Here is a 24,754-nt window from a genome sequence, read left to right on the forward strand (position 1 = left end):
ATAGGAGGTATCTTTATAATGAACAAAAATGTTGAAAAGACTATGAGCAGAGCATTGTCAGCAACATTAGCATTAGGAGTTGTTTCAACTGCAGTGCCAGTTAGCGCTAAATCAGCTACTAGCTACTACAATGATGCTAAGAAGGCTGTTGCAAAGGCTAAAAGCTCAAAAACTCAGTCAAGTGTTGATGCCGCTACTAAGGCAATAAAAACACTTAAAGCAAAGACTAAATTAGACAATACTAAGAAGGTTAAAGCATTAGAGAAAACTTTGAAGGCAGCTCAAACAGCTGTTTATAGCAAAGTTAAATCTGCTGTTTCAAAGTTCAAGAAGAGTCAGAACAAGGCAGATTACAATTCCGCTAAGAAATTAGTAGATGCTTTAGCAAAATCAACTATAAAAACTGTAAAATCAAGTGCTAAAACATATCAGAAGTCACTTGATGCTGCAAGAGCTACAGTTAAATCAGTAGCTGCAGTTGCTGACAAGACAGTTGCTTTAGGAACAACAGCTGATAAGCTAGGACTTCCTACTACTGTAAATGTAACATTAAGCAATGGTACAACTACTACTGCTAACGTTGCATGGGATACTGCAAAGTTCGATGGAACTAAAGCAGGAGATACAGCAATAACAGGCAAATTAACAGTGCCAAGCACTAAATACTATAAAGCAACTACTTTAACTGCAAGCGTTAAAGTTACTGTTTCAGCTTTAGAAGTTACAACAGTTAAAGCTGATACTGCTAAATCATTACAAGTAACATTCAATGGACCAGTTGCTGACACAAGCAAGGTTTCATTTGATGTTCAGAAGGGTGATACTACAAAGACTGCAGTAACAGGACTTACAGTTACTTGGAATACAGAGAAGACTGTAGCTACATTAGCTCAGGAATCAAACCTTACAGCTACTACTTATACAGTAACAGCTAAAGGCGATAATGTTTCAGCAACAAAGAATTCTGGAACAGTTAAAGTTGAAGCTCAGAAGGTTGCTAAGATAGAGATTACTTCTAAGCAATTGGTTAAAGTAGCTCCAACTGGAAATCCAGCTACAAGTAACTCAGCAACATTTAGTTACAAAGTAACAGATCAGTATGGTACAGATATAACTGCAAAAACTGCTGCAAGTACATTTAGTACAAGTGCAGTTATTGGTTCAACTGAAGCAACGATAACATTACACCCAGATAAAGGAACAGCAACTGTCGCTAAGAAAGGAAGCACACCAGCAATTCTTGATACAGATAAGACTGCAGTAGTAACTTTAGTTAATACCGCAAGTGGTGCAAATGCTACTGCTACTCTTGATGTTGCTGCCGCTGCTTCAATTTCAGATTTAACTTTTGGAGATGATGTTCTTCCAACAGGTAAAACAAGAATTGAGACTAAACTTTCCACAGCAGTATCATTCCCAATAACTGCAAAAGATCAGTATGGAAATACTATTACTGATAAAGATGTTTTAAATAATTCAATAAAGATATTTAAAGCAGATAATATAGGAGCTACACTTGATTCAGATGCAAATGGTAAACCGATAGTAGTTATTGATACAAAAACATATAATACACCTGCTGGAACTTATGTTATAACTATAGATAATATAGCAACTGGTAAGACTTGGACAAAGAATTTTAACGTTGTAGATGCACCTAAAGCATATTCATTAACTTTTGGTGATTTCAATAAAACAACAATAGCTGATGGAGATACAGATGTTTCTGTTCCAATAACAGTTAAAGATCAGTTTGGAAATGAAATGAGTAAAGCAGATATTGCTGGTGATGCTAAAAATATAGAAGATCATCTTTCAGGTGATGAAAATTTAGGACAGTTAGTAGTAGATACTGATAAGAACAGTAAGACTTATGGAATGTTAGTTCAAAGTAAGTCAGGAAATACAACTAATAAAGCTACTAAGACTGCAGGCAATATGTTAGTTTCTGTTTTAGGTGGAGGGACTGCAACTAAAGCATATAAAGTAGAAGATCCTAGAAAAGTTGCTTCAGTATCAAAAGCAGATGCTGTAACATTAACTCAAGGAGCTACAGCTAAACTGAAATTTAAGTTTAAAGATCAGTATGATTCAGAAATAGATGTAAGCAAAGCCTCATATAATAATACAGATTATACTTATAAGGTTGATGTAACTACGGTATCTGGAGATAAAGATGGATTAACTTCATCAATTACAACAAAAACCGATGTAAAAGATATCTATGAAATACCAGTAACAGCTGGAAAGAGTGTTACAGGTACTTATAAAGTAACAGTTACAATTTTGAAGGGGGATTCAGAAGTAAGTGTTGCAAGTACAACTGTAACAGTTTCTAAGAACAATGTTTCTGGATTAACTTATAGTGTTGCTGATATACCTACAATATATGCAAATGCAACTGCAGGTGCAGCTTACACACAAAAAGTAAATGTAAGCGCTAAAGATGCAGCTGGTACTTCATATGTATTAAATGGAGAAGACGTAGTAGATGTAAAATCAGACAGTGCATATTTAACACCTTCTTATAATTCAACTGATAAGACTTGGTCATTAACTGGTTCTGATTGGTATGATGCTGGCGTTTCTAACCCAGATAAATCAACAACAAAGACAGCTAAAATAACTGTTCAAATTAATACACTTGATGGAATTAAGACTATTACTAAAGATGTAACTTTATCAAATGTTAAACCATCATATACTTCTTTGAGAGCTGTAACTGGTACAGATGCTCTTCCTAGAACAGATGTATCAAATTATTCAGATGCAAATTACTATAATTTTGCTACTTTTGGTGATAATAAAGCTATAAAACTTATAGGTAAGGATCAGTATGGTGTATGGAGTGCTCCTGCTACTACAGACGTTAATGTAGTTGTTAACAGTACTGATAATGCTGATAAAAATGCATTAAAATACAATGCTGATGGTACATTGTCATTCGATCCAGCTAAAGCTAGTACTGTGACTGCAAACACTGAATTGAAAGTTACACTTGTATCTAAGGGAGCTTCAGCTCAGATTACTGTTAAGACTCCAGCGACTGCAGCAGCAGCAGCTGTTACAGCAACACCTAAGCATAATGCAGCAACTGAAGCAACTACAGGAACTAAACAGGTATCAACATTGCAAATATCTGGAACACCAGCTGTTGGTGAAACAATCACAATTACTTATGGCACTAAAACAACAGCTAATATAAGCATAGCTACTACTGATACAGATTCAGCTATTGCTACCAATATTGGCAATGCATTGACTACTGCAGGTATTAATAACTTTACTACTAGTGGTACTGTAATAACATTTACTGAACCAACTGCAGCAACTAATAATGCTGACTTATTAAAAGTTACTGGATTAACTACTCCAGATGCTAACCTTGTAAAGGCTGCTGTTACTACTCCTGGAGTAGCTTCAACTCCAGCAACACCAGCTAATGATACACTTACAATTGCTGGAACAGCAATTGCAGATAGTACTGCTACAGTAGTTTATAATAATGGAACTACACAAACAACAAAAACAGTAGATATAAAAGCAGGAGATAATGCTAGTACTATAGCTACTAAAATAGAGACAGCATTTAGTAGTGCTAACGTAAAGGCTTCTGGTGATGTAGTTACATTTGCAAATGGAGCAACTAATTCATCAGTTACTTTTTCAGTAAAATAATTAGCAAACTCGAGCAAGCTCAACCTTCGGTCTCGCAAAGACCCCAGGGGTGTAAAAATTTCCAGTGACAAGCTGGTGAAAAGAGAGAATCGTCAGAGGTGGCGGTTCTCTTCTTGCATTTAGAAAAAATGAAAGCTCCATAGCCGTAAGCATCTCAGAGTCATACTCATCAAGTTAAAAGTATTGACATTAGTTAATTAAGAGAATAATGATAGGAGAAGAATTTAGCTGTACAGTAAAATAAGTTAGCAAACTCGAGCAAGCTCTCGTAAACACCTCGGAGGTGAAAAATTTACCAGAGACAAGCAGAGTAATATAGAAGAGAATCGTCAGAGATGGCGGTTCTTTTTTTGGTGGTATGATTAAAAAAATTAAAGAAAAGGGTCTTCTAAAGAAAGAAAAGAATATGGGAACTAGAATATAACGATTGAAACAATTAATTGGATATGATATTATCAAGTGACAAGATTAATTTTGGAGGATTAGCATATGGAAAAAAAAGAATTTCAAGATGCAATTTTAGAAGCGCTAAATCAATTAAATAAGAAAATAGATGACAACCATATTGAATTAATGGGAAGATTAGATAGATTGGAAAATAATCAAAATGCTATTAAAGAATTTATTATTAATACAGATAATACATTTAAGACAGCGGAAGAAGATCACAAGTTTATTGCTAATTTGAAAAAAGTGGTTAGCGAGTAGCAAACTCAAGCAAAGCTCTCGTAAACACCTCGGAGGTGCAAAATTTAATATAAAATTATTGAGGAAAAATTTAAGCTAGTATATAATATTAATACAAGGTGGTGATACTGTGGACAATGAGATTTTAAGCATATTAAAATCTATTCAAAGTGATATAAAGGATGTAAAAACAAGACAGGATGAAGTGTATCAGATAGTCAATGCTCTTGCGCATTCTGCTGAAGTAAATAGAGCAGAACATGATAAAATGATTAATGATATTGCACATATAAAAGGTAATATAGAGGCTATAAGGAAAGATTTATCTACAGTTGAGGTAGTTACGGCCAATAATTATGCGGATTTAGCTAAATTGAAAGCTGTAAAATAACTAGCAATCAAAGGTCGGTGGAATAAAAATGTAGCAAACTCGAGCAAGCTCTCGTAAACATCTCGGAGGTGCAAAATTTTACCAGAGGCAAGCAGAGTAATATAGAAGGGGCTGTGAAAAAACGCCCTAACCAAAAAGAGGACTTAAACTCAAATTAAATGAGTTTAAGTCCTCTTTTTGTGGTAAAATTTTTTTGCAATGAAAAATCAAACCACAAATTATTTTAAACCAAAACAAGGCATTTTGCCAATGTTTATTTCAGATTTTCTTGATATTTGTGATCCGGTTTTGACATTTGACGAATTCATGGAGGGAATTGATATAAGTAAGTATCTGAACGAAATACCAGATCATGAAACTGGTCGTATTAGATATAATCCCGTCAACATGCTGAAAACGGTACTTTTCGGCTTTATGACTAACGGCTACATGTCGCTTAGAGAACTTGAAGATAGCTGCAAAGTAAATATCAGATTTATGTATCTTATGGACAATGAAACACCATCTTATCGAACATTTGGATATTTTATTAATGAAGTGCTAACCAATTCAATTGAAGACATTTTCAATGATATAAATGAAAAAATATTTAATGAAGAGAATGTTGATCTAAATCATCTATATATTGATGGATCAAAATTTGAGGCGAATGCGAATAAATACAGTTGGGTGTGGAAAAAAGCAACCGAAAAGTCAAGATAACGTTTATATGAAAAAATCACACTTCTTCTCAATGAGATCAACGATGGTCTTGTATGGAGTGGATTAAAAATACAGACGAATGTCGAGTATGTTCCTGATGAATTAAAAGAGATCATCGCCAGATATGCTTCTATATGGAACGTTGATCAAACTAGTTTTGTTTATGGAAAAGGTCATCACAAAACATTGCAACAAAGACAGTATGAAAAACTTAAAGAATATACAACAAAGTTGGAAGAATATATAGAAAAAGTGAATATCTGTGGTCCTGAACGAAATAGTTATTCAAAGACAGATCAATCCGCTACATTTATGAGAATAAAAACAGATTACATGGGAAATGATCAGCTCCTCCCAGCGTACAATGTACAAGTAGGTGTAGTTGACGAATACATAGCAGTTGTGGATGTCAATCAATACCGTTCAGATATGGACTGTTTTGTCCCACTGATGGAGCAATTCAACAAAACATATGGATTTTATCCTAAATATCCAATAGCTGATGCTGGCTATGGTTCTTATAATAATTACATATACTGTGAGCAACATGGAATGAAAAAGTACATGAAATTTCCTATGTTCAAAAAGGAAACAGAAGATCAGAAATATCATAATAATCCCTATCGTGCTGTCAATTTCAAAATAGATAAAGAAGGTATTTTGAGATGTCCAAATGACAAGGCATTTCACCTTGCATACCGTCATCTTGTACGTGGAAATCAATATGGACGCCAGGAAGAAGTATATGTGTGTGAAGACTGTAGTGGCTGCTCTTATGCAACGCAGTGTAAAAAAACAGATAAAAATCGTACTATAAGAATCAATAGAGAATTAACCTCCATTCACGAAGAAGTTATTCAGAATCTAGAAAGCATTCAAGGAGCACTTCTAAGAATGAACAGATCAATTCAAGCAGAAGGTACCTTTGGAGTTATAAAAAATGATCGTTGGTATAAAAGAATAGTACGTAGAGGAATTAAATCTGTACGACTGGAAATACTTTTGGTCTCTATCGGTTATAACCTTTATAAATATCATAATAAACAGATGAAGCTTCGGAAGACAGCATAACTTAAATATACAGCAGTCTAACGGGGAGGGGGATTTTATGCCCTTTTGCAGATACCTAGATTTTTTGTTGCAAAAAAAGAAACCGTGAAAAAATGATTACTCATTTTTTCACAGCCCCTTTTTGCATTTTGAAAAGATGAAAGCTCCATAGTCTTAAGCATCTCAGACTCATACTCATCAAGTTAAAAGTATTGACATTAGTTAATTAAGAGAATAATGATAGGAGAAGAATTTAGCTGTACAGTAAGATAAGTTAATTTTTGAGAAGAAGCTAATAATGCTCACTAATGGGGATAATATAAATTTAAATTAGGAATTGCTGAGGATAAAATAAAAGTCTTATAGGTGTATCTTACTATAGTATAAAATGTAAACTAGTATTAAATTATGGCAAATGAGGTAGAAATAACATCATGAAATATTGTATAATAGAACCAGACGATATAAAAATTGTATTTAATGTAAGGGGTATATGGTATGTACAGGGTAAAAAAAATTATAATATATTTTGTTTCTATCATGCTAATATTTATGCAGCTGCCTGTAATAACTTATGCAGCAAGCAATAAGAAAATGAAATTAACTAGTAACAGAAATATACAAGCAAGAGGAATGGATTTTTCATCAAATAATCTAATGCTAACGGTAGGAGGAGAAAAAGGAAAGCTTTATGCGATAGTTTTGCCGGACAATGCTACAAACAAAAACGTAACTTGGACAAGCAGCAACACGGCAGTTGCAACAATAGACAGTGATGGTACGGTAACTCCTGTTTCTGAAGGTGTTGCGATAATATCGGCAACTACAGTTGTGGGAGGATATAAGGATTATTGTATAGTGAATGTTAACAAGGCACCTATAGTAGATGTTACAGGTATAAAACTTGATAAGAATACTGCTAGGCTTACAGTAGGAGAGAGCATAGCTTTAAAAGCTGCTATTGAACCTAAAAATGCAACTGTACAACAGGTAAGGTGGACAAGCGGTGATGAAAAGGTAGCTAAAGTAGATGACAATGGAAACGTAACTGGTGTTTCAGCAGGTATGACAACAATATTAGCAAGATCGGCTGATGGAAAGTATATAGATTTATGTTACATAGATGTGAGAGAAAAGATAGATAGTGTAAATTTATCCAAAAGCAGTTTAAGTATGAAGGTTGGAGATAAGCCAGTCATTATTGGTGCTACAGTGGCACCAAGCACTGTTAAAAATAAAAAGGTTATCTGGAAAAGCAGTAACCCTATGGCAGCCTGTGTTGATACTGATGGAAAAGTATATGCTGTATCTAAAGGAACTACTACTATAACTGCTACCAGCGATGAGGATGATAGTAAACAAGGTTCCTGCAGTGTTGAAGTAACGGATGCTACTAACTCAGGAAGTGATACCGGTGTAACTGGAATAACTGTAAGTCCAGATAGAAAAGAAATGTATGTTGGCGATAAGTTAACTCTCACAGCTTCTATAACTCCTGAAAATGCCTCTAACAAGACTGTAACTTGGCTTAGCAGTGATGCTTCCATTGCAAAGGTTGATGATGCTGGCAATGTAACTGCTGTAGCTAAAGGGTTGGCATATATAATAGCAAGAAGTGCAGATGGATATCATGCAGGTTTCTGTATAGTAAACATAAGTGAAAAACCTATAGTAAAAGTAACAGGTGTAAAGCTCAGCTCTAATCAAACTACGATAACAGTTGGTGATAAGACTTCACTAACTGCATCTGTTCAGCCTGAAAATGCTACGGATAAGTCGGTAAAATGGAGCAGCAGCGATAAGAAAATATTAAAAGTTAATAGTAAAGGTGAGATAACAGGTGTTTCTATTGGAAATGCCGCGGTGGTTGCTATAAGTAAAGATGGCAATTTTTTAGATTGCTGTTTTGTAAAAGTAATTGAGAAGATAGATAGCATAATATTAGATAAAAGCAGTTTAAGCTTTAAGGTTGGTGATGCTCCTGTTAAGCTTAACGCTGCGGTGAATCCAGCTAATGTTAAAATAAAAGATGTGGTTTGGAAAAGCAGTAATCCAATTGCAGCTTATGTAGAACCAAATGGAGTAGTTCATCCAGTATCAGCAGGTTCCACTGTCATAACGGCAACATCCGTTGAAGACAGCACTAAAGTGGCAAACTGCATTGTTAATGTTAGTGATGAACATGAGAAAAGCGTGGAGAGCGTGACATTAGATAAGAGTACAGCAAGCATGAATGTAGGAGACAAGCTTTCTTTAACGCCTACAATAAAACCTGCTGATGCAATAAATAAAAATGTCACCTGGAGCAGCAGCAATGATGCAATTGCTAAAGTGGATTCTAGTGGTAATGTTACTGCTATAGCTAAAGGAATTGCATATATTATTGTAAAAACTGTAGATAGCGAACGAGTAGCTTTTTGCATAATAAATGTAAATGAAGCACCTATAATAAAAGTTAATTCTGTTAACTTAGATTCAAATAATGTGACTTTACGTGAAGGTGAAACTAAAACCATAAAAGCTGAGGTAGTGCCGGAAAAATCCACAGTGAAGGATATAGTCTGGTCTAGTGGAGATGAAAGAATAGCAAAGGTTGATAATAAAGGTTTAATTACTGCTGTATCTACAGGAATTACTGCAATAGTAGCAAGGTCTGTAGATGGAAACCATATAGCTATATGTTACGTAAATGTAATTGAAAAGATAGATTCAGTTTCTGTTAATCCAGCAGCAGTTACAATGAAATTCGGCGATAAATCAGTAAAACTAGAAGCAGTGTTCAATCCTTCTACAATTAATAATAAAAGTGTATTATGGACAAGTAGTAATCCCTATGTAGTTTCAGTAGACTATGACGGAAGACTTAGAACTGAAGGCGTAGGAACATCAACAGTTACAGCTACCAGCAGAGAGGACAGCACTAAGGTTGGAAGCTGCACGGTAACGGTTATAGGAGATGGACAGATAACACCTGATAAACCAGATAACAGTGTAAAAGGAGTAACTATCAGTCAAAACAACGTTACATTAAATATCGGAGAAAAAGCAGCTCTTAGTGCTAATGTTGTTCCTAGTAATGCAGAAAATAAACAGCTTAAATGGAGCAGTACTAATGAGGCTGTAGCCAGCGTTGATAGTAATGGAAATGTCACGGCACTGTCAAAAGGATATACATATGTGTTAGTCAAAAGTGTTGATGGTGATCACGGTGCATTTTGTCTGGTAAATGTTAATCAAGTTGCAGCTACAGGAATAACTATTAGTAAGACAAGTACTAGAATAAAGGTTGGAGACAGTGATACAATTGCAGCTCAGGTTCAGCCAGTTACCGCATCTAATAAAAATATATCATGGCAAAGCGGGGATAACAGTATAGCTAAAATAGATGAAAAAGGTGTTATAACTGCTGTTTCTCCCGGAATGACGACTATTGTAGCAAGAGCTATTGATGGTAATTATATTGCGTTTTGCTATGTTACTGTATATGAAAATATAGACAGTATAACTTTGGATAAGTCAAATTTGCAATTAGATGTAAAAGATCCGTCAGTGAAACTTAATGCAACGGTAAATCCTTCTAGTGTAATAGATAAAAAAGTTAAATGGACAAGTAGTAATCCAATGGTGGCTTGTGTTGATAGCGATGGAGTTGTAACACCGGTATCTGGTGGAAGTGTAACCATAACTGCAGCCTCAGAGGAAGACCCTACTAAGACAGCAACATGCAGTGTTCAGGTAATAGTTTCTCCAACAGATGTCATCATAACACCTAGTAAACCGTAATTAAAAATAAAGAATGTAATTAACTATGTCATAATCCATTAAAACTAAAATGTATCGAATAATGGATTTTACAAAGTTATTATATAAATAATGAGAATAATGAGGGGGAAAAATATGAAAAAACTTTTAAAAAAGAAGCTTGGTTCTATTTTATCTGTGTTAATGCTTGTTTTTATAGCATTCCAAGGAAGTGGATACAGAGTTTTGGCAGATGATAACTCCATTGTAGCTGTAAAGTCTGTGACATTATCTGCAAATTCTTTAAATTTAACATCATCGGGTACAAAGTGTAAACTAAAGGCAACGGTAAAGCCGGATAACGCTTCAAATAAAGCCATAAGCTGGAGCAGCAGTAATGAAGATGTAGCACAAGTCAGCGGAACAGGAGAAATTACGCCATTATCTCAAGGAACAGCTGTAATATCTGCTAAAAGTTATGATGGAAACCATGTGGATTATTGTTTGGTTTCAGTTGATGGAACAAAGGTTGATAAGGTTTCAGGAGTATCAATGAATATTTCTCAAGAAACAATTGCGGTAGGAAGCTCTTTTACACTTAAAGCAGAAGTCGATCCGGAATATGCAGATATGACTAAAGTTAGTTGGTATAGCAGTAATGAAAATGTAGCAAAAGTAAGCAGTACTGGAAAGGTATCTGCAATTTCTACAGGTCAGGCTGTAATAAAAGCAAAAACTGTGGATGGAAATTATACTAGCAGCTGCATAATAAATGTAATAGAAAAGATAACTTCTATTAAACTGAGCAAAACAAAATTAAACTTAAATATAGGTAGTACATCTTTACTAACTGCTCAGGTGAAGCCAGCCACTGTTATAAATAACGCTATTAGCTGGAAAAGTAGTAAACCAGCGGTTGCGGCAGTAGACTCTAATGGAAATGTATATGCAATATCTAAAGGAACTGCTACTATTACAGCTATGTCAGCTCAAGATAACTCAAAAATTAGCAGTTGTACTGTAACAGTTAATAAAGTTACTGCTAAAGTTCCTGTTAGTTCAATAAAACTTAATAAAAGCAGTGCTAGTGTAAAGGTTGGAAAGACATATAAGCTAAAGCCGACTTTTTCTCCTAGCAGTGCAGATTTTAAAATTGCAGTATGGTCAAGCAGTAATAATGAAATAGCAACAGTAAGTCCTTCTGGAGTTGTTACTGGAATTTCAAGCGGAACTGCTACTATATATGCAAAAGATATATCAGGTAAAATTTCAGCTAAATGCAAGATAAAAGTAACGGGTAAATTAACTAGTACTATTCAGTCTATAGATATAGATAAAAGTTATGCAGAACTTATAGATGGACAAAATGTGGTATTAAGTTCTACAGTAAATCCATTAGATGCACCAAAAGCTAGTATATCTTGGACAAGTAGCGATGATACTGTAGCTAAAGTTGATAGTAATGGAAAAGTCACTGGAATTTCTGTTGGTACAGCAGTTATTTATGCAACTACAACGGATGGAAAATTTTCAAGTCTATGTGTTGTACGAGTAAAGGAAAATGTTGAGTCTGTATTGCTAAATCAAAGTACACTATCATTATCCATGGGAAGTGATCCGGTAACGCTAAAAGCGGTAGTAAAGCCAGACAATGTTTCAATGCAGAGTGTTACATGGTCAAGCAGTAACCCAGCTGTTGCTGCAGTAAATGCAGATGGAAAAGTAACTCCAGTATCTAAAGGAACAACAGAAATAATTGCTACATCTATGTTAGATTCTACAAAGAGTGCAAAATGCTTTGTTACCGTAGGGGAAGCAGTTAAGGTTCCTGTAACGAGTTTAAGTATTAACTGTAATAGTTTGAATTTAAATTTAGGATACAATATCAAATTAGAAACTACTGTACTCCCATCAAATGCTACAACGAAGGCTGTCGTTTGGACTAGCAGCGATACAAAAGTTGCTACAGTGAGCCAAGATGGTACGATTACTGGTGTTTCCAAGGGTGCAGCATATATTATAGCTAAGACAGTAGATGGAGGTTACACTGCAACTTGTTTGATAAATGTAGGAACTTCAGATACCCAAGTCATAAATGTAACAGGGGTAACGCTTAATATTAACAATACAACTCTTAACGTTGGAGGAACTGTTACTTTAACACCATCAATAATACCATCCAATGCAACGGTTAAAAATGTTACATGGGTTAGCAGCAATGATTCAGTAGCAAAAGTTGATCAACACGGTGTAGTTACAGCAGTATCTCCTGGAACAGCTGCTATTGTAGTAAAAACAGAAGATGGAAGTTTTACAGCTTATTGTTCAATTACTGTAGTAAAGTAAGCAATTTCTTTTTAAATATACATCTAAATAATTAAGATAATTGTAAGGTACTGAGACAGTTTGTTTCAGTACCTTATAGCTGTTATTAAAAAACATAGTGACATGAAAATAAAGATATATCGTATAATGTAGTGGTAAGTTATTATTAAGGAGGATTCAAATGAAAAAAACTAAGAACATTTTAGCATTACTACTAATCACATTTATGATTCCAGTTATAGCAATAGGATGTAAGGCAAAACCTAAAGTTGGACCAGATGAATCTGCAAAAGCTTTTTATAATTACATAATTAAAAGTGATAGCAAAGGTTTGACAAAAATATATGGTAATAAGAAAGATTATGATGGCATAAGAGATAGTATAAAGAAAGAATATATAAGCGGCTTGAAATCATCTAATAAGAGTTCAGGAATAGCAATGACAGATGGGCAGGCTGAAAGTATTTACAATTCATTGATGAGTGCATTAAGCAAAGCGTCAGTTACAACACAAGTAAAATCCAAAAATGATAAAACTGCGCAAGTTAAAGTAAAATCTCAGTATGTAAATGTGCCAAAGACTTTAGGAAAGGTTGTACAAGAAACAACTAAGAATTTTAGACCTGGTAAAACTGCAGATAAGAACAAGATAATGAAAAAGTTTGTAAATAGTTATGTTAAAAATTTAGTAAGTGAATTAAAGAAGGCTAAGCCATCTAGTGATATGAAAGAGAAAACCTTCAAATTTGTTTTGAAAGATAATGTTTGGCTTCCAGCAAATGAAAGCGGGTACGGATCAGATATAATGAAGATGGTTGTAGGACAGGAATAGAGTGTTAGAATCGCTACTAGATAAATGAATATTATATGATAGCTGGTTTTATCATATATATTCAGGTATCGTGATGAATTTATGAAACGCATAATAGCTAAATAGAAGTAAGAGAATGAAAAAGCATATGCAAGGAGGTAGAACTTCAGTATATGCTTTTTCTTTTTGGTAAACATCTCGGGGGGGCGAAAATTACTTGGCATAGTAGATATGGCATTGTTTTATTTCACTTCGTAATGGAGTTCAGCAAATTGATTTAATCTCCTTAGCCCCTTTAACTTTAGTTCTAACTCAAAATCATTTTTTTTAAATAAAGGTATTCCATTACCTATTAGTATAGGTGCTATAGTAATAATAAGTTCGTCAACTAACCTTTCTTTAATAAAAGAATTTAGAAGAACACCACCGCCAACAAGCCATATGTTTCCCCCATCCAGTCTTTTGATTTTATTTGTAAATTCTACTACATCTTGATTAATAAATTCGACATTTTCATTTTTACCTTTTTCTGATTTAGAAAATACATAACACTTTTTATTCTTATAAGGAAATTTACCTTTTTCTTTCTCAATAATCCAGTCATAAGTTCTTCTACCAATTAGAATAGTATCAACTGTGTTGTAGAATTCAGAATATCCATTATCTCCTTCACCTTCAGTTTTAAACAACCATTCCAAGGAATCATCTTCTGTCGCTATGTAACTATCTAAACTTGCTGCAATATATAAAACTAATTTTCTATTGTTCGACATCTATAAACCTCCATATTTATAAAATTCAATTTAATTAAAAAATATAATTAGCGAACAATATCTTACTATTGTTAATTAGATTATATTTTTTAATAGCACTTATTATAACATAATTTACAAAATATCACACATACAAATCGAAAAACTCAAGGAGTGCAAAAATTTCCAGAGACAAGCAGAGTAATATAGAAGAGAATTGCCAGAAATGGCGGTTCTTTTTGGGTAAAATGATTAAAAAAATCTTCTAAAGCACAAAATATAAATAAGTTTGCATTTTGGAAGGAGAAATACATGTATAGTGAAAATGAAGATTTTATAATGTCACCGAAGAATGATTTTGCGTTTAAATTATTGTTTGGAGAACCCAAAAATATAGATTTATTAAAGGCATTGTTATGTGCTATACTGAAGGTAGATAAAGATGAATTTTGGGATTTGAAGATAATTAATAATGAGCTTCAAAGGCAGTTCCTTGAAGATAAAAAAGGTATACTGGATGTACATGCAAAAACGAAAGATGGAAAAGAAATTGATATTGAGATTCAGATACTGCCAACGGAATATATGGCAGAAAGAACTCTATTTTACTGGTCAAAACTGTATAATTCTCAAATAAAATCTGGAGATTCATATGATAAGCTAAAAAAATGTATAACAATAAATATATTAGATTTTAAATGTACTCCTCTTAATATGATACATACAACCTACCATATAACAGAAGACAATACGAGTTACAGATTATCACAAGTACTTGAGATTCATTATCTTGAGCTGCCCAAACTTGAAGAAGAAAATATAGAGAAAAATGAAAATGAAACCATAGTGCAGTGGATGGAATTTATAAGCACAAAGAATAAAGAGGTGATGGAAATGTTAGCCGAGAGAAATAATGATATAAGAAAAGCATATAGTGAACTTCAGGTAATGAGCAAGGATGAAATCGCAAGAATGGCGTATGAGGCGAGAGAGGCAGAAATCCATGATCAAAAGACAAGAATGGAGACAGCCAGAAAAGAAGGGTTTGAAAAAGGAAGCATGAGAAGAGCAATAGAAAATGCTGAAAATCTTTTAAAACTAGGAGTAAATGAAGAAATTGTAGCTAAGGGAACAGGATTAACAATAGAGCAGATTTTGGAAATCAAGAAAAAGCTTTTGTAAACATCTGGGAGATGTAAGATTTATCAGAGAAAATCTAGGAAACACAGAAGAGAATCGTCAGAGATGGCGGTTCTTTTTTGATAAATAAAATAACTGATGTTGTATTAATAAAAAAAAATTGGCAATAATTAAAACAAATAAGGAAGAGGTGAAAGAGTTTGGCAACGCCAAGAATAAACTGGTATTCTGGAGCATGTTATCATATAACATCTAGAGGAAATCACAGAAATGATATATTCAAGGATGAAGAGGATTTCCAGGTTTATTTAACTTTGATATATGAATCGTTGGAATATTACATGTATGAGGAATATAAAGTAATTTGTTACTGTCTTATGGATAACCATGTACATATATTGATAAGCACAAATAACAGTCCACCAGGAAAATTTGTTAGAAGACTAAATTCAAAATATGCAAAGTATTTTAATAAAAAATATAACTACATAGGACATCTTTTTCAGGATAAATATCATCATGAATTAATAGAAAATGATGCTCAAATGCTTGATACAAGTAGATATATTCATTTGAATCCTGTAAAGGCAAAGATGGTAGTTAAACCAGAGGAATATAAATGGAGCAGTTATAATATGTACATAGGTATAAAAGCAGAAAAAAATATACATTCAGATATGATACTAAAATATTTCGCTAAAGAGAGAAACAGAGATTTATACAGAAGTTTTGTAGAAGCTAAAATAATAAGAGAGATAGGAGATGCTTAAATGGCTTCCGTTATTAATAGTTTTGGGATAAGCGGCATTAATGCATATTTAGTAAAGATAGAAACAGACACTATATATGGCCAGCCCTCTGTATCGATTGTTGGATTAGGTGACACGGCTGTTAAAGAATCTAAGGAAAGATTAGAGGCAGCTGTGGTACATACGAAATATGAATTTCCTAAAATGAAGATAGTAATTAATTTATCTCCTTGTGATATTAAAAAGTGTGGATCACATTTTGACTTAGGAATGGCAATTGGTCTTCTTATTCAATCAAAACAGATTGTGATAGAAGTTGAGTTAGACAATTTTGCGTTTATTGGTGAACTTTCACTGAATGCAGATTTAAGACCATGCAGTGGAATATTACCAATGGTTATTGAAGCTAAGAAGCTAGGAATAAAAAATGTTATTGTTCCAAAAGAAAATATGGAGGAGGCATCTCTTGTTACAGGTATAAATATATTTGGGTTTAGAACATTAAATGAAATAATAGACTTTTTAGAGGGAACTAGCAGCTATGGAAGTATAGATAATCTAAAGGAAGAACACATTGTAAATACAAAGTATTTGGTTGATTTTTCAGATGTACAGGGACAGAATGATACAATAGAATTAGTGATGATAGCAGCAGCTGGCGGCCATAATATATTGCTTTCGGGGGCTCCTGGATGTGGCAAATCTATGATTGCCAAGAGAATACCGACAATACTTCCGGCAATGACAGAAGAAGAGGCATTAGAAGTAACTAAAATATATAGTGTATCAGGAATGCTTAAAAATAGAGGAAAATTGATAACAGAAAGGCCGTTTAGAGCACCGCATCATAATGCTTCAACAAACTCTCTTATAGGAGGCGGCAATAACGCTATGCCTGGAGAGATTTCACTTGCACATAATGGAGTATTATTTCTTGATGAAATTGCTGAGTTTAATAAAAGAACTTTGGATGCTTTAAGGCAGCCGATGGAAGATAACATAGTAACAGTATCTAGAGTTAAATCCACAAACACTTATCCCGCAAAATTTATGTTAGTAGCGGCTATGAATCCATGTCCGTGCGGATATTATGGAGAAAAAAAGTGTAAATGCACAGACTATGAGGTACTGAAGTATAGGCAAAAGATATCAGGACCTATATTGGATAGAATTGATATACAGAAAAATGTGCAAGGTGTAAAGTTTATGAATCTGACAAGTAGTAAAAATGGTGTTTCATCAGAATATATAAGAAAGAAAGTTGAGACAGCAAGAAAAATTCAGATAAAGAGATATGAAAAATTTCACGGTATAAATTGCAATTCACAGATGACCCCTGATATGATTAAGAAATTTTGTGCTTTGGATCAGGAAAGTCTTCAGCTTTTACAGAAGGCGTATGAAAAATACAGATATAGCGTAAGAACCTTTCATAAATTTTTGAAGGTAGCAAGAACCTTTGCAGATATTGATCAGTCTGAAAAAATATTAAAAAAGCATATAGCGAAGTCAATTATGTGCAGGGAGTTGGAGAAGGAACAATGCAATATGATAGTGGTTTAAAAGATGACAATGAATTATTGTATTGGGTGGCAGTAAATGAGATTAAGGGTATAGGAAGCATAACTTTTAGAAAGCTTTTGCAGAAATTAAAAACACCAAAACATATATTATACGCACCTGCTAGTGCGCTAAAAGAAATAGAAGATATAGGAGAAAAAACTGCAAATTTAATAATAGATTCTAGAAGATCGTCATTAGAAAAAGCTAAAAGAATAATAGCAGATTGTCAAAAGAAAAATATTAATGTACTTACTATAAAAAGTAAACTTTATCCATATGAAGTTAAGCAACTTAAAGATGCACCTGTGATTTTATATTATTCTGGCAATATAAGAAAAAATATATTTGGAATAGGAATAGTTGGGTCAAGAAGGTGTTCAGATTATGGAAAGAGGGTTACAAAAGAGGCAGCGGAATTTTTAGCCGAAAGTGGAGTTGCAGTTATCAGTGGAATGGCTAAAGGAACAGATGGCTACGCACACTCAGCATGCATTAATGCTAACGGCTATACTGCTGCATTTTTAGGCTCAGGAATAGATATTTGTTATCCTATTGAGCATCTTAAACTTATGGAAAAAATAAAGGAGACAGGAGTTTTAATTTCAGAGTATGCTCCTGGGGTAAAACCTCAAGCTACTAATTTTCCCAAGAGAAATAGGCTTATTGCGGCGTTTAGTAAAAAACTTTTAGTAATTGAAGCTGGAGAAAATAGCGGAGCATTAATAACAGCAAGTTATGCGAAAAAATATGGAAGACAAATTTATGCTGTACCTAACAATATTTATGATAAACAGAGCATAGGAAGTAATAAATTGATATTAGATGGAGATGATATTGATTTATTGGAGAAGTTATCTATTATGGAACTTGATGGAGAGGTTAAAATTTGTGGAGGAATTGTTGTAAACACCTCGGAGGTGCAAAATTTACCAGAGACAAGCAGAGTAATATAGAAGAGAATCGTTAGAGATGGCGGTTCTTTTTGTGTTAATATTATTAAAAGAGACAATGTATGCTATAATGCTTAATGAGTAGTTTTAGTTACAATACATTTATAGATTGGAGAAATTGAAATATGAAAGTAACGTTCTGCGGTGGAGCTTATGAAGTAGGAGCAAGCTGTATACTGCTTAATATAGATAATAAAAATATATTACTAGATTGTGGAATAAGACAAAGCCAAAGCAAAGATATTCTTCCTGATTTCAGACTTATACAAGAGTATGGCGGAGTAGATGCTATAATAATAAGTCATGCTCATATGGATCATACTGGATCACTGCCTATAATAAGCAAAGAGTACCCTTATGCCAAAATATATATGAATATTATGACAAAGGATCTATTAAGGGTGTTGCTTTATGACAGTATAAAGATAATGAGCAGCAAAGAAGCTGAAATACCAATTTATAGTGAGAACGATATTGTTTATATGCTGGATAGAGTTCATACAATAAATTATGAAGTTGATTTAGAGATACTTGAAGGTATAAAACTTACTTTGTACAATTCTGGTCACATAGCCGGCGGAAGCTGTATTTATCTCATAGGCAAAGAAGGATCTTTTTTCTATTCAGGAGATTTTTCATTATTCCTTCAAAATACGGTAGGGGGAGCCAAAATTCCAAAGCTAAGACCAGATGCAGCTATTTTTGAGTCTACTTATGGAGATAAGCTTCACAGCAATAGGCAGATAGAGGAAGATAGGCTTCTGGAATTGGCCAGAACCTGCATTGAGAATAATGGAAAGATGCTGATACCAGCTTTTGCACTTGGAAGAGCACAGGAAATTCTGCTGATTTTGAAGAAAGCTATGAACAATAATAAATTAAAAAAGGTAAATGTATATGTAGATGGTATGATTAAAAATATTAATAGAGTATACAAGCAGAACCCGCTTTATTTAAAAAGCAGTCTTGGGAAAAAAATATTAAGAGGCATTGAACCTTTTTATAATGAAAATATAATAGCTGTAAGCAATAATGAGGACAGGGAGAAAATAATTGGAAGCAAGGAGAGCTGTATAGTAGTTTCTAGTTCTGGTATGCTTACAGGCGGACCCAGCCAGTATTACGCAGAAAAAATAGCTTCACTTGAAAACGGATATATTGTTATATCAGGCTATCAGGATGAGGAGTCTCCGGGAAGCAAACTGTTAAGCCTTGTAGACAGTGAGGAGAAGCTTCTTGAAATCAATAATAAAATAATACCTTTGAAATGTTATATAGATAAAATCGGACTGTCAGCTCATGGAGATAAAAATGAAATAAAAGCGCTAATAGATAGGCTTACTCCCAAGAATATATTTCTTGTGCATGGCGAAGGCACAGTTATTGAAAGTCTTGGACGAGAGGTTCAGCAAAACAGCATAGGAAGGGTGTACATTCCAAAATGCGGAGAAACTATTGAAATTACGATAAAAAATCCTAGAAAGCAATTAAGTAAAAATCTTCCTTTCAAATTGATGCTAAAGGAAGATTTGAATACTGAAAATATTTCAGTATTGTGGGAATATGTTAGAAAATACTATCCAGATAGGATTTTTACTGTTGAGGAGCTTTTATTTATATGGTATGGAGATTATCAAGCCGAAGATATTAAGATTGAAAAATTACAGCTATTGCTGTTAAATAGCGTATATTTTGAAAATGATAATAGACGTTTTTTTATGTTCAAGGCAAAAAATGCTGAAGAGGTTGAAGCTGCTCTTAAACCTAAAGAATTTAAACAAAATGAAATAATGGAAATAATACAGAAGGAATTTAATGATTATAACTATAAAAAAATAAGTTATATACTGGAGTCTAAGACAGTTATACTTAATTTTGATTTTCCTAAGGCAGTTCCTGAAGCTATATATCAGCAGTTTAGTCAATTTTCACATGAGACAGACTGGAATATTGAGATCAATACTCAAACAAATATGAATGCATTAAATGATAAGCTTAAAATGCTTATAGGTGAAGGTAACATAAAACGAATTTCTCACTACGTGGATAAGAACCAGGTCGTAGTTGAAAGTGTAGATTTAAATAGGGATTATAGTAAAGAAAAAAATGAATTTAAAGAGCTAACGGGGTTTGAATTTATAATTAAGGGAAGTGAAGCTAAAAAAGATATTGAGGAAAACAGCTTAGTTTTCTCATCAAAGAATACTTCTTTTGCTATGGAACAAAACCAGGCTATCAGTATTATTGATGAAGCTTTTAAATATGAAGAATTTATGCCGTACAAGAAAAGTATTAAAGCAAAAGCATATATGGAGCTTTACTTTATTTCTCCAATGGTTGGCAGAAGATATAGTGAGAAAATTTCTCTTTTAGCTGATGAAACAGGGTGGAGTATAGCGATTTCTAATGTAGTAAATCAGAATAAGGTGCTTTCATTAGCGGAAGCTTTTTGCAGAGAAGAAGAAGTAGAACTTAAAAAAAATCCGTCTTTTCATCCAGCTACTCAGGAGGTTACAATTAAGCCAATGCTTTATGAAGAGGATAAATTTAAAAGGATCAAAAGGGCTTTTGAGCATAACACTGGGTGTGAGCTGAAAATAGATGCTTCGTGAGATAATTATCCTAGATGCTAAGATACAACTTATGATGGAAATTATTGATAAAAAGAAATATAAGGACAGGAACAAAAGGCTGCGTTCAGATGATCGCGGTTTTTTGTTCTTATATATAAAAATATGCTGAAACCACATAAAGTAATGAAATACAAATAATGTATAGTACGTATGAATAAGTGGCGGATTAATATATATATTAGAGGGTTAAAAGATATTGATACCATAATGGAATTATAATTGTTATATTAAATGGGAGGTACTTCTATGAAAAAAAATGCTAATAATATGATAGGCAGAGCAATTTCGGCAGCACTTGCATTGGGGGTTGCATCTACTGCGGTTCCTGTAAATGCTAAATCGGCATCCAGTTACTATAATGCTGCACAAAAAGCTGTAGCAAAAGCACAGAAATCAAGAACTCAGAAAAATATTGATAAGGCTAGTAGGGCAATAAAAATTCTTAAAGCTAGAACATCACTAGATAGGACACAAAAGGTTAAAAAACTGGTTAGAAACTTACAGAAAGTCCAAAATGCAGTTTACAATAAAGTTTCTTCATCAATAACAAAATTCGGAAACAGTCAAGATAGATCGGATTACACTTATTCAAAAAAATTAATTAATACATTAATAAGTTCATCCTCTAGTAAAGTTAATTCAAGAGGAGTGGGCTTTCAGAAATCTCTAGATGCTGCAAGGGCAACAGTTTTATCCGTAGCTGCTCAAAATGCTAAAACTGTTGATTATGGAACTCCAGCAGCAAAACTGGCTCTTCCAACTACAGTTGTAGTCACATTAAGCAATGGTGATACAGCTGCTGCTATGGTTAAATGGAATACAGCTAACTATAATGGAAACCTGGCAAATAAATATACACTTACAGGTACTCTAAGCTTACCTAACGATAAATACTATAAACCAACAACATTAACTGCAAGTATTGATGTAGTAGTGAAAGACGGTGCATTTAACATTACATCTGTAAATGCTGTTGGAGCAAGGAAGATTCAGGTTAAATTCAATAAGCAGATAGATACTGGAGCAGCGAGGATCGATATTAGACGGAATGGAATCTCAATAAATATATTAAGAACAACCTATTCTGCAGATAGAACTTCTGCTGTAATAGAGCTTCCATCTAAAATATCAAAAGCAGATTATGCCGTTACCATATGGGGATTGAATTCACCGTCTGTAACTAGGAACTTCACTGGCGAAGATGAAAGAGTATCGGCAATAAATATATTGTCTGATTCAGCGCCTGTAGATAATGCGTCAAATATTAAATATGCAACTGTCGGGTATAAAGTAACTAACCAATATGGTGAGGATATTACATCAACAACATACCTAAGAACAGGAAATTCCAGCGTAGCTGCTTCAAATGGTGTCGTTACAATCTATAGAAACGCTTTAGGAACAAATCCTGCTATAGGAAATAAAGTAGTTATTACATTGATAAATGCTGAAAGCGGAGTGGCTGCAAGTAAGATGGTAACATTAACCGCGCCAGCAGCTCCATCCGTTGTATCAGTAGACGGGCTATATAATAAAGATGGTAAACAGCTTAGTGAAAGCACTAATTTGTCTGCAGACAAGTTTTACCTTTTACTTGATCTTAAAGACCAATACGGAAACCCAATAACATCTGCTTCAGCAGGTAAATCACTTGTAATGACTCAAACTAATACATCAGTAGTGCAGGCACAGACAGATTCTTCGTCAATACAGCCTTTATTAACTACAATTAATGTAAATGGTAACAATAAACTTGCTGTACAACTAAAGCCTGGAACGTTAACAGCAGGAGAAAGTACAATAACTTTTATTTGTCCAACAAGCGGCTATAAAGCATCTTATACGGTAAGAGTTGCGGAAGGCACCAAGGCAGATACAATTATATTATCTCAGCCGTCACAGGCAATCGCAGGGGAAGATTTGTATATACCAGTATCTGTTATTGACAGATCAGGCTATTCAGTCACTGATGTTAATGTTTTAAATTCAATTTCAAAAGGAGTCAATATCACATTTGGCGGAACAAGAATAAATTCTCCGTTTATATTAAAGGATAACAAACTATATATATACATTAGAAACAGCAATTCAACTCCGGTAAAAGAAGGATATTCGGTTGTAGTAGCTCAGTCCTCCACATCGAAAGTCAGCACACTGCCAATTAAGATTGAGGCTGCAGCTAAACCTTCAATGGTTAAAGGACTAAAGTCAACTGTAAGCACAACAATTTTAGCTAATAGAACTAAAGGCATATCTATAGATGATTTGATAATATGTGATCAATATGGAAGAGTTATGACGACTAATCAAGTAAGAAATTCATTGAATTCGGGAGATATCAGCTCAATTAAGATTGTAGAAACAGATATAAATAATAGATATGTAAACTTAGATTCGAATCAGATAACTAAGAATAGCAATATTCAGTTAAGGGCAGCAGGCAGTAATGGAACTGAAGGTTTTTATCTATCCTTGATGGACAGAAACGGCAGAGAAATTTCCAGCAGTACGGCATATGTTTCCTTTAGAGTAACTGACGGTCATGAATACAGATCCTACTCTGTTGATCCAATCGGTACAGTATATGATGAAACAGCAGCAGGACATAGAGATAGTGATGCCTATGATAAGCCGATAAATGTATATGGTATTCTTAATGATGGTACAAAAGTTCAGTTAGCAGCCGGTTTAGACTATACTGTTACTTCTGCAAACCCGATAATTGCTGCGGATGTTTCGAAAGACAGCAGATTGGATGCAGATCACAGAATGACCTATGATACAGGAAAAACAACTACTAATGCACCTGTTACGGTAACAATAAATTCAACGGGTCAGCAGCTTACACAGAATGTAGTGTTTTCTAATGCTGCACCTCAAGTTACTAGAGTAAGTGTAGTTAATGACCATGCTGTTAATGCATCACCCATCAATAGTCTTACTGTTACACCAGGATCAACTTTTGGTATTTGGAATATAGCTACGGGAGCTTCAGGAAGAAGTAATATTGTAGTGACAGACCAATATGGTGTATCTGAATTAGCATCAAGCAACGGAATAACTCCTTATCCTGACGGAACAAATGTTGCAGCTCCATCGGTTGTAATAGTTCCAACGAAGGGCACAATTAAGATAGTTAACAATGGACTTTCAACAGCTTCTGCAAGCGAAATAGATGCAGATGATCAGTTTAATGTAACAATCATATATTCAAGCGGACAATCTGACACGGTACTGGTTACAGCTAGATAGCAGTGGAGTTATGGACTTAGATAAGTTTGCAAATGAACTACTAATATAAAGTTAAATTAAAATATACTCTTATGGTAAGTTATTCATACTTAGGTAACACATTCATAGTAAAGAAATAGGCACCACATGTTCCAATAAAACAACATTGATGCAAAAAAAATCAGATGATATAATTAATTCAAGATGTAACAATCAAATAGAAGTAAGAGTGTGAAAAAGCATATGCAAGGCTAAACCCTTCGACATATGCTTTTTTATTTTTTGCTAATAAATGAGTTTTTGCTTTAATTATGCCTAAATAGACTATTGAAATATTTAAATATTGATGTT

15 protein-coding genes are annotated in these 24,754 nt (G+C 33.8%); 14 read left to right on the top strand and 1 reads right to left on the bottom strand.

Translation table 11 applies throughout. The annotated features are described in order from the left end of the window. Positions 1-18 precede the first annotated feature (18 nt). From CLORY_RS00325 to CLORY_RS00360, 8 genes are all read left to right on the top strand, one after another. Positions 19-3,678 (top strand): beta strand repeat-containing protein, encoded by a 3,660-nt coding sequence (locus CLORY_RS00325; protein WP_079421588.1) that lies wholly within the window; start codon positions 19-21, stop codon positions 3,676-3,678. A gap of 489 nt (positions 3,679-4,167) precedes the next feature. Then, on the top strand, positions 4,168-4,386 hold the full coding sequence (locus CLORY_RS00330) for a hypothetical protein (protein WP_079421589.1): 219 nt from the start codon (positions 4,168-4,170) through the stop codon (positions 4,384-4,386). 109 nt (positions 4,387-4,495) lie between these two features. Next, positions 4,496-4,756, top strand: a complete 261-nt coding sequence (locus CLORY_RS00335; protein ID WP_079421590.1) for a hypothetical protein — start codon at positions 4,496-4,498, stop codon at positions 4,754-4,756. Between the two features lie 249 nt (positions 4,757-5,005). Then, positions 5,006-5,458, top strand: a complete 453-nt coding sequence (locus CLORY_RS00340; protein ID WP_242954273.1) for a transposase — start codon at positions 5,006-5,008, stop codon at positions 5,456-5,458. A gap of 186 nt (positions 5,459-5,644) precedes the next feature. Next, positions 5,645-6,529 carry a transposase gene (locus CLORY_RS00345; RefSeq protein WP_242954274.1) on the top strand — a complete coding sequence of 295 codons (885 nt, stop codon included), beginning with the start codon at positions 5,645-5,647 and terminating at the stop codon, positions 6,527-6,529. Positions 6,530-7,006: 477 nt separating this feature from the next. Beyond that, positions 7,007-10,291, top strand: a complete 3,285-nt coding sequence (locus CLORY_RS00350) for an Ig-like domain-containing protein (protein ID WP_079421593.1) — start codon at positions 7,007-7,009, stop codon at positions 10,289-10,291. Positions 10,292-10,405: 114 nt separating this feature from the next. Further along, a complete protein-coding gene (locus CLORY_RS00355; RefSeq protein WP_169911479.1) occupies positions 10,406-12,595 on the top strand; it encodes an Ig-like domain-containing protein in 2,190 nt (729 codons plus the stop codon). 160 nt (positions 12,596-12,755) lie between these two features. Then, positions 12,756-13,406 (top strand): DUF5105 domain-containing protein, encoded by a 651-nt coding sequence (locus CLORY_RS00360; protein WP_079421595.1) that lies wholly within the window; start codon positions 12,756-12,758, stop codon positions 13,404-13,406. Between the two features lie 221 nt (positions 13,407-13,627). On the opposite strand, the gene CLORY_RS00365 is transcribed toward CLORY_RS00360, so the two are convergent. Then, positions 13,628-14,158: a dihydrofolate reductase family protein gene (locus CLORY_RS00365; RefSeq protein ID WP_079421596.1), complete on the bottom strand. Its 531-nt coding sequence runs from the start codon at positions 14,156-14,158 to the stop codon at positions 13,628-13,630. A 291-nt stretch (positions 14,159-14,449) separates the two neighbouring features. Between CLORY_RS00365 and CLORY_RS00370 the strand changes: the two genes are divergently transcribed. The 6 genes from CLORY_RS00370 (at position 14,450) to CLORY_RS00395 (ending at position 24,424) form a co-directional block, all read left to right on the top strand. Next, a complete protein-coding gene (locus tag CLORY_RS00370) occupies positions 14,450-15,319 on the top strand; it encodes an Rpn family recombination-promoting nuclease/putative transposase (protein WP_079421597.1) in 870 nt (289 codons plus the stop codon). A gap of 158 nt (positions 15,320-15,477) precedes the next feature. Beyond that, complete coding sequence (locus CLORY_RS00375; RefSeq protein ID WP_079421598.1) at positions 15,478-16,047, top strand: transposase; 570 nt, start codon at positions 15,478-15,480, stop codon at positions 16,045-16,047. Beyond that, on the top strand, positions 16,048-17,589 hold the full coding sequence (locus CLORY_RS00380; protein WP_079421599.1) for a YifB family Mg chelatase-like AAA ATPase: 1,542 nt from the start codon (positions 16,048-16,050) through the stop codon (positions 17,587-17,589). It begins immediately after the preceding gene. Continuing rightward, positions 17,568-18,542: a DNA-processing protein DprA gene (dprA, locus tag CLORY_RS00385; protein ID WP_079421600.1), complete on the top strand. Its 975-nt coding sequence runs from the start codon at positions 17,568-17,570 to the stop codon at positions 18,540-18,542. Before CLORY_RS00380 ends, dprA begins: the two co-directional genes overlap by 22 nt. Positions 18,543-18,664: 122 nt before the next feature. Then, on the top strand, positions 18,665-21,151 hold the full coding sequence (locus CLORY_RS00390) for an MBL fold metallo-hydrolase (protein ID WP_079421601.1): 2,487 nt from the start codon (positions 18,665-18,667) through the stop codon (positions 21,149-21,151). A 267-nt stretch (positions 21,152-21,418) separates the two neighbouring features. Then, positions 21,419-24,424, top strand: a complete 3,006-nt coding sequence (locus tag CLORY_RS00395; RefSeq protein WP_169911480.1) for an Ig-like domain-containing protein — start codon at positions 21,419-21,421, stop codon at positions 24,422-24,424. Positions 24,425-24,754 lie beyond the last annotated feature (330 nt).

This window comes from Clostridium oryzae (assembly GCF_002029235.1).
GTDB classification, from domain to species: Bacteria; Bacillota; Clostridia; order Clostridiales; family Clostridiaceae; genus Clostridium_AE; species Clostridium_AE oryzae.

Excerpts from the sequence above, each read along its gene's own strand:
- CLORY_RS00365 (WP_079421596.1), bottom strand. The coding sequence starts at position 14,158 with ATGTCGAACAATAGAAAATTAGTTTTATATATTGCAGCAAGTTTAGAT.
- CLORY_RS00350 (WP_079421593.1), top strand. The coding sequence starts at position 7,007 with ATGTACAGGGTAAAAAAAATTATAATATATTTTGTTTCTATCATGCTA.
- CLORY_RS00340 (WP_242954273.1), top strand. The coding sequence starts at position 5,006 with ATGTTTATTTCAGATTTTCTTGATATTTGTGATCCGGTTTTGACATTT.
- dprA (WP_079421600.1), top strand. The coding sequence starts at position 17,568 with ATGCAATATGATAGTGGTTTAAAAGATGACAATGAATTATTGTATTGG.
- CLORY_RS00395 (WP_169911480.1), top strand. The coding sequence starts at position 21,419 with ATGAAAAAAAATGCTAATAATATGATAGGCAGAGCAATTTCGGCAGCA.
- CLORY_RS00330 (WP_079421589.1), top strand. The coding sequence starts at position 4,168 with ATGGAAAAAAAAGAATTTCAAGATGCAATTTTAGAAGCGCTAAATCAA.
- CLORY_RS00380 (WP_079421599.1), top strand. The coding sequence starts at position 16,048 with ATGGCTTCCGTTATTAATAGTTTTGGGATAAGCGGCATTAATGCATAT.
- CLORY_RS00325 (WP_079421588.1), top strand. The coding sequence starts at position 19 with ATGAACAAAAATGTTGAAAAGACTATGAGCAGAGCATTGTCAGCAACA.
- CLORY_RS00360 (WP_079421595.1), top strand. The coding sequence starts at position 12,756 with ATGAAAAAAACTAAGAACATTTTAGCATTACTACTAATCACATTTATG.
- CLORY_RS00370 (WP_079421597.1), top strand. The coding sequence starts at position 14,450 with ATGTATAGTGAAAATGAAGATTTTATAATGTCACCGAAGAATGATTTT.
- CLORY_RS00390 (WP_079421601.1), top strand. The coding sequence starts at position 18,665 with ATGAAAGTAACGTTCTGCGGTGGAGCTTATGAAGTAGGAGCAAGCTGT.
- CLORY_RS00355 (WP_169911479.1), top strand. The coding sequence starts at position 10,406 with ATGAAAAAACTTTTAAAAAAGAAGCTTGGTTCTATTTTATCTGTGTTA.